The 7,543-nt window shown below is 72.7% G+C and carries 3 protein-coding genes and 2 pseudogenes; 3 read left to right on the top strand and 2 right to left on the bottom strand.

Annotated features, from left to right (window positions below):
• Nucleotides 1-81 precede the first annotated feature (81 nt).
• Nucleotides 82-915: a helix-turn-helix transcriptional regulator gene (locus tag AB0C29_RS24345; protein WP_360824161.1), complete on the bottom strand. Its 834-nt coding sequence runs from the start codon at nt 913-915 to the stop codon at nt 82-84.
• Nucleotides 916-1,274: 359 nt separating this feature from the next.
• Between AB0C29_RS24345 and AB0C29_RS24340 the strand changes: the two genes are divergently transcribed.
• Together AB0C29_RS24340 and AB0C29_RS24335 are read left to right on the top strand one after the other, a co-directional pair.
• A complete protein-coding gene (locus tag AB0C29_RS24340; RefSeq protein WP_360824158.1) occupies nt 1,275-4,235 on the top strand; it encodes a discoidin domain-containing protein in 2,961 nt (986 codons plus the stop codon).
• Between the two features lie 84 nt (nt 4,236-4,319).
• The gene (locus AB0C29_RS24335) at nt 4,320-5,972 is read left to right on the top strand and encodes a methyl-accepting chemotaxis protein (protein WP_360824155.1); all 1,653 of its coding nucleotides are present in this window, start codon (nt 4,320-4,322) and stop codon (nt 5,970-5,972) included.
• A 58-nt stretch (nt 5,973-6,030) separates the two neighbouring features.
• On the opposite strand, the pseudogene AB0C29_RS24330 reads toward AB0C29_RS24335, so the two are convergent.
• A pseudogene (locus AB0C29_RS24330) lies at nt 6,031-6,171 on the bottom strand (ErmE/ErmH/ErmO/ErmR family 23S rRNA (adenine(2058)-N(6))-methyltransferase); the annotation flags it as partial.
• A 3-nt stretch (nt 6,172-6,174) separates the two neighbouring features.
• On the opposite strand from AB0C29_RS24330, the pseudogene AB0C29_RS24325 reads away from it, so the two are divergent.
• Nucleotides 6,175-7,428, top strand: a pseudogene (locus AB0C29_RS24325) (helicase-associated domain-containing protein); the annotation flags it as partial.
• Nucleotides 7,429-7,543: the final 115 nt, after the last annotated feature.

Raw genomic sequence — 7,543 nt, 5'->3', positions numbered from 1 at the left:
CTGCCGCGCCGGCAGCAGGCCGTACTGGTGCTGCGCTTGTTCTTCGACCTGCCGGGGGGCGCCGGCCCCGCCACCCGAGGCCTACAGGCGCTGGTCGCCGATGACCGAGAGCAGCTGGAGCTTCTCGTAGCTCGCCGAGCCCGGTACGGCGGTGAAGACCAGCAGTGTCTGGGACCGGTCGGGGTCGACCAGGGTCTGGCAGTGCAGCTCCAGCAGCCCCAGCTCGGGATGAAGCAGACGTTTCTGATCCTGGAACCCGGCGCTGATGTCGTGCGCGCCCCAGACCGCCGCGAAGTCCGGACTGGCCGCCAGCAACGCGTCGACCAGAGCCGCCGCGCGCGAGCCGCGGCCCGCGCGGGTGTAGGCCAGCCGCAGCTGGGCGGTGTAGATTCGCCCGTGCAGTTCGTGATCCTCTTCGGGGTAGATCCGTCGTGATTCCGGATCGGTGTACCAGCGGTAGACCGCGCTGCGCGCCGGGCCGGTCCAGCGGGAGTCGTCACCGAGCAGCGCGACCGCCGGCGGCGTCTGCCGCAGTGTCTCGCCCAGACTGCCCATGACCTGGGCCGGGGTGTCGGCCAGCCGGTCCAGGATGCGCATGATCCCCGGGTTGATGTGGTCGGCGCGATGCACCCGCCGCGGCGCGGCGTGCCCGGCGATGCGGAACAGATGGTCGCGCTCGTCCAGGCTCAGCCGCAGGCCGCGGGCGATGGCGGCGAGCATCTGCTCGGACGGGTGCGGGCCGCGCTGCTGCTCGATCCGGCTGTAGTAGTCGGCCGACATGCCGCAGAGCGTGGCGACCTCTTCGCGGCGCAGGCCACCGGTGCGCCGGCGTGACCCCCGCGGCAGCCCCACGTCCTCGGGCTGCAGCGCTTCGCGCCGGGTACGGAGGAAGTCGGCGAGCTGGGCACGGTCCACCCGCTCAGTGTCCCTGCGCGGCGGCACCGGATGCAGGAACTGCCGGTCCACGGATCACCGGTCCCTGGACAAAGCCGAGGCGCCGGCCTCGGGTGGAGCCGGCGCCATCGGTTGGGGGACGTGCTGTGGGGACGGTCCAGCCAGTTTCATCGATGCATTAGTTAACACGCAAGTAATCTGAGTTCCGGAACCTCGGTCGCGGGTGAGGAGGATCTCCCCGTACGGGTTTCAGCCGCTGTGGTCGGGCATGCTTGGCGCTCGGTTCGCATCGAGCATCCTCGTGGCCGAAAGGTGATTTGACAGTCTTTGGGGCGGACGCGAAGGCTGTCCAGGGCATCCCGTTCCGCCGTGGAGGTTCCTTGTTCGCACTGTCCCGCCGCCGGCTGCTGGCCCTGGCCGGCGTCTCTGGCATCAGTGGTGCCCTGAGCCTGCCTGCGCCCGCGTCGGCCGCCGCGCCGGATCCGGTGGCCGACATCTACCGGCAGTTGCTGCACATGCACACCCGGTGGGTGGAGGAGCAGTGGGATCCCAAGATCGGTGCCTACCGCGCGGCGGACTTCCGCTTCGCCGCTGTGCTGGGCAACGCCGTCCTGCTCGGCCTGGACGACTACGACGCCCGCCTGGCCGACGTCGACGCCGGCACGCTGAAGGCCAAGACCGTCGCCACGATCCAGCGTTTCGCCGCCACCAACCGGTTCGCCGGCGGCGCCGAGTGGGGCCGGCAGCTCTTCTGGGACTCCACATTCGAGCTGTACTTCGTGCTCGCCGCCCGGCTGCTCTGGGCCGACCTGGACACCCAGACCCGGCGCAACGTGCAGCAGATCGCCGTGGGTCAGGCCTCGTACGCGTACGGGCTGGGCTCCGACGACGACCCGCTCAGCGGTGACTGGTCACCCAACGGCACGGCCGGCGGCTGGCTCGGCGACACCAAGCTCGAGGAGATGGGTGTGTACGCCCAGGCCATCGCGCCCGGCCTCGCCTGGGCCGGTGACGACGAGGCCGCCGAGGGCTGGCGGGAGCGTTTCCTGCTCTGGGCCACGAACGCGAGCGGCCTGCCCGCCGCCGACCTGGCCAATCCCGCCGTCGTGGACGGGGAACGGATCGACCAGCGGGCCACCGCGCACAACCTGCACGACTCCTTCATCGTGGAGAACCACGAGTCGGCCAGCCCGCACTACCAGGCCGAGCTCTGGCGCACGGCCGGGCGCGCGGCGATCCACTTCCTGGTGGCCGGGCGCCCGCTGCCCGAGGTGCTCACCCACCAGCCCAACGGTGCCCAGCTCTGGGCCACGTTGCGCCTGCTGGCCAGCGACGCCGGTGAGCCGGTCATGCCGATGGTCGCCGACCGCTACCACCTGTACGGCCGCGACGTGCTGCCGCTGGCGTTCCTGGCCCAGGTCCAGGGTGACCGGGATGCCGCGCGCGCCGAGGCCGACCTGGCCGAGCGCCTGGTGCCCTACCTGCGGTACGAGCCGAAGTACCAGCTCACCAAGTTCAGCGGCGAGGACAAGTACGAGCCCGAGGCGCGCGCCGAGCTGGCCATCTCGTACCTCTTCCACCGCCTGCGCGACCGGCCGGTCCAGCCGGTCGGCAAAGCGGAGTTCTTCCGCCGCGCGAGCGGCACCCGGGACTTCGGCCGCGACGTCGGCCTCACCGCCCACCAGTCGGAGCAGGCGTTCGCGGCAGCCGTGACCAAGCCCGGCTTCGTCAACTTCCTCTGGCAGCCGGGACACGACAACTGGCTGATCGACACCCGGGAGCCGGCCTTCCTGCCCCGGGACACCGCGCCGACCGCCCGGTGGACCAGGGCCTGGAGCGAGGTCCGCGACGGGGTGGACGCCACCGCCACCGTGCTGGCCGTCGCCGGCGGCCGGGCCGGCTTCGCCACGCTGCCGACCGGCACGGTGGTCTACGCGAGCACCGGGCTCCCCGGCGAGGGTCGTCTCTCCCTGTTCAATCTGTACATGCCGGGTGTGCTGGGGTTGACCGGCAGCCGGCTGTTCACCACGCCCACCGGCTCGGCGCTGCTCAGTGACCCGGGCGACGGCGACATCACCTTCGCCCCGCGGGACGCCCGCTGGGTGCGGATGCTGGGTCGCGAGCCCGGCACCGAGTACGGCTACTCGATCTTCACCTTCTCCGTGCTGGACACCAGCGGTGCCGACCTGGCCCAGGGTGCGATGCCGACCGCGTCCTCCGAGGACATCTGGAACCCGGCCCGCAACGCCACCGACGGCAACCCGGACACCCGCTGGGCCGTGGCCCGCGAGGAGCGCGGACGCGCCGACAGCTGGCTCGCCGTGGATCTGGGTTCCGCCGTCCGGGTGGCCGGGGTGCGGATCGCGTGGGAGGCCGCGTACGGCAAGAGGTTCGTCATCCAGACCTCGACCGACGGCCTGACCTGGACCGACGCGGTCGCTGTGCCGCAGACCCGGTCGGCCGCGGGCTGGGTCGGCATCGATGGCCGGGCCGGCCTGGTCACCCACGGCACCAAGCGCAAGATCGTGGTGAGCCCGGCCGAGGTGGTCGCGCCGGCCCCGATCATCGAGGGGTATCCGGGCCGCCGCACCGACCTGGCCAAGCTCGCCGCCCGCCCGTTGCCCACCGCTCGTGGCCTGCTGATCAGCGACGCCGACGGTTATCTCAGCGTCTTCAACCTCGCGGCCCGGCCGGTGACCGGGGCCGTGGTGCGCGTGCCCTCCGCCCGCCGGCTCTACCGCGGCACCCAGGTGGCTCGCCGCCGGGGCCTGGACTGGACGGTCAGCCTGGCCGGCGGCACCGCTCTCGTCGAGCCGCCCCGCTTCACGGTCGAGGACGGGGTGCCCGACGGCACGAAATTCGAGGTGGCCGACTCCCACCATCTGACCGTCACCGCGCCCGCCGAGCACAAGGTGGTGGTCACCGTCCGGTCCGGATCCTGGTCGTCGACGATCCGGGTGTCCGCCGGCCGGTCGCGCAGCGTCACGGTGCCGGGAGCGCCGGTCACCCCGACCGCCGATCTGGCCCGGGGCCGCACCACGTTCCCCACCTCGCCGCTGCCGGCCGGGATGAGCACACCCGCCCGGGCGGTGGACGGCGATCCGCGCACAGCGTGGCGTCCGGGCCCGTCCGGCCGGATGGTCGTCGACCTGGGTGCCGTGGTGGCGGTCGCCGACGTGCAGCTGACCTGGTCGAAGGGCCGCCGCCGGCCGGTGCGGGTCGAGGCCTCGCGGGACGGCGTCACGTACGCGGCGCTCGGCGGGTCGGCCCGTTATGTGGCAGTCGTGGTCGAGGGCTGGCGGCCGGGCGACGCGGAACTGGTGCATCTCACCGTCCGGTGAACCGCTGTTTGATCAGCTTTCGCATTTTGCCCCACTTTCTCCGCTCCTGGAGCGATGATTCATCGCGAGCGGAAGGTGACGGGAATGCCGAATGCAGTGCTGAACGACGCCCAGCAGGTCACGGTGAAACGCAGCCCGATCACGGGTCTGCTGGCCGACCGCAGCCTGGCGGTGAAGAACGTGGTCGCGGTGGCCGCGATGGCGATTGTCGCCGTGGTCGTCGGCGGGCTCGGCATCTACCGGATCTCGGAGATGAGCGACGACCTCACCCAGATGAAGGCCGAGCACGTCGACAGCCTCCAGCAGGTGGCCGAGCTGCGCGGGGGCATCGCCGAGATGTTCCGCGGCATGCTGCTCTACCAGATCGGCGCGGACGCGGCCGGCAAGAAGCTGGGCCGGGACGCCGTCACTGTCGCGGACACCAAGATCGACTCTGCCCTCGGCGCCTACTCCGAGATCGCGGCGGACTCCCAGGCCCGCGAGCAGAGCCTGGCCACCTTCACCGAGGCCCTCAAGCACTACCGGGCACTGCGGAACACCGTCCTCTTCGCGGAGCCGATCTCGGGCGGATACACGCTGCCGGCGCCGGACCAGATCCTCAACGAGTTCAACAGCGTCGAGGGCGACATGAACACCTCGGTGGCCGACCTCCAGAAACTGGAGGACACCGAGGCCGACGCCCTGGCCCAGGCGGCCGGTGAGGAGTTCCGCTCGGCCCGGACCATCATGATCGCTTCGCTGATCGTCGGCATCCTGCTGGCCGCCGCCATCGCCATGCTGGTCGTCCGGCTGATCAAGCAACAGCTCGCGACCGTGGCGACAGCACTGGGCGCGGTCGCCGACAACAACCTCACCATCCCCGCCGAGGTGCGCTCCCGTGACGAGCTGGGCCGGATGGCCATGGCCGTCAACCGGGCCCGCGACGGGCTGCGCGCCACGGTCGGCTCGCTGACCACCGGCGCCCACAACCTGGGCGCCAGCACCCAGCAGCTCACCGGCGTGACAGCCCGGATCGGCGAGAGCGCCCGCGAGGCCGCGGCCCAGGCCGGTCTGGTCGCCGCCGCCGCCGGTGACGTCTCCGGCTCGGTGCAGTCGGTCGCGGCCGGCAGCGACGAGATGGGCGCCTCGATCCGCGAGATCGCCCAGAACGCCAACGACGCCGCGCAGGTCGCCTCCAGCGCCGTCGGCGTCGCCCAGAGCACCAACGACACCGTCGCCAAGCTGGGCACCTCGTCCGCCGAGATCGGCGACGTGGTCAAGGTGATCACCGCGATCGCCGAGCAGACCAACCTGTTGGCGCTGAACGCGACGATCGAGGCAGCCCGGGCCGGCGACGCCGGTAAGGGGTTCGCGGTGGTGGCCAGCGAGGTCAAGGACCTGGCCCAGGAGACCGCGCGGGCCACCGAGGACATCTCCCGGCGGGTCGAGACGATCCAGGCCGACACGTCCAGCGCGGTCGAGGCGATCGGCGAGATCTCGCAGATCATCCAGCGGATCAACGACTACCAGGTCACCATCGCCTCGGCGGTCGAGGAGCAGACGGCGACCACGGCCGAGATGAGCCGCAGCATCGGCGAGGCGGCCGGCGGCAGCTCGACCATCGCGACCAACATCAACGGCGTGGCCCACTCGGCCGAGCAGACCAGCAGCACGCTGGTGGAGGCGGACGCCGCGGTGAGCCAGCTCAACGGGGTGGCCGAGGAACTGCGCGTGGTGGCGGAACGCTTCCGGGTCTGAGCACCCGGACCGGAACGGACGAGGGCCTGCCGGCCGCAGCCGGCGGGCCCTCGCGCGGTCAGCGCCGCGGGGCGTCGACCAGCCGGAACAGCGTCAGCCACTGCTCCGGCCAGACCAGACCCACGGGTACGCCGGTGGCCAGCCGGGCCGCCCGGAACGCCGCGGAGACGCGCCGGTCGCCGTACCGCCGGGACAGTGAACCGTGCAGGCGTTGTCGGCCGAGCCCGCCGCCGTGCTCAAGACCGGCGGGCTGGGTGTCCGCGACCTGAAGCGGCTGGCCCGTTCCGCGAATCTGGACGAGCCCTCGGCCGCGCTGCTGATCGAGGTGGCGTACGCGGCGGGCCTGCTCGGTGAGGCGGACGCGGCCGGCACCGGCCGGGGCGTCACCGCCAGCCGGGCGTCCGGGCTGGTCGACGAGATCTTCCTGCCCACCGGCGGTTACGACCTGTGGCGGGCGTTGAGCATCGCGCAACGCTGGGAGGCGCTGGCGAACTCGTGGCTGGCGATGACCCGGCAGCCCGGCCTGGTCGGGCAGCGTGACGACCGCGACCGGCCGATCAATCCGCTGGCCCCGGACGCCGAGCGGGCCGGCGCACCGCAGGCCCGCCGGGAGGTGCTGGCCGCGCTGGCCGCGCTCGCGCCCGGCACCGCACCGAAGGCCGACGAGGTGCTCGAGCTGCTGGCCTGGCAGGCCCCGCGCCGCGCTCGCGGCCGGGAGGCAGCCCACCGTGACGCCCTGACGGGGGCGGCCGCGCTCGGCGTGACCGGCCTGGGGGCGCTCACCTCGTACGGGCGGCTGCTGCAGCACGAGGATGGGCCGACCGCCGACACCGATCCGCTGGGTGCCGGTCCGGGTGGCGGACGGGTGCCGGGCGCTTCCGACACCGTCCGCACGCTTGATGCGCTGTTGCCCGCGCCAGTCGATCACGTGCTGGTCCAGGCCGACCTGTCGGTCGTCGTGCCCGGGCCGCCCGAGCCGGAGCTGGCCGCCGAGCTCGACGTCGTCGCCGAGCCGGAGTCCGCCGGCGGCGCGAGCGTCTACCGGGTCACCACGGCGAGTGTGCGCCGCGCCCTGGACGTCGGCTACAGCGCCGGTGACCTGCACGCGCTCTTCCGGCGCCGGTCGCGGACCCCGGTGCCGCAGGCGATGACCTATCTGATCGACGACTCCGCCCGCAAGCACGGTGGCCTGCGCGCCGGCTCGGCCGGTTCCTATCTGCGCAGCGACGACGAGGCGCTGATCGCCGAGGTGCTGGCGGACAAGCGGCTGGGCACGCTGGCGCTGCGCCGGCTGGCTCCCACGGTGCTGTGCAGCCCGGTGCAGATCGCCCGGCTGCTGGGCGCGTTGCGGGACGCCGGTTTCGCCCCGGTCGCCGAGGACGCCGCCGGGTCGGCCGTGCTGGCCCGGCCCAAGGTGCGCCGCGCGGTGACCCGTACCCCGGTCTCGTCGCGGCTCGGTGAGCAGACCGGGCCCCCTCGAGCACGACGCGGCGGAGATCTGGCGCAACGTGGAACGGCTGGCCCCGCTCGCCCTGAGCCGGGCCGGAATCAGCACCGAGCAGGTCGCGGCG

Origin of the sequence: Actinoplanes sp. NPDC048791, assembly GCF_040650095.1 — a bacterium.
Lineage (GTDB): Bacteria > Actinomycetota > Actinomycetes > Mycobacteriales > Micromonosporaceae > Actinoplanes.
The sequence above is the reverse complement of the archived record's forward strand: the minus strand, read 5'-3'. Positions and strand labels throughout refer to the sequence as shown.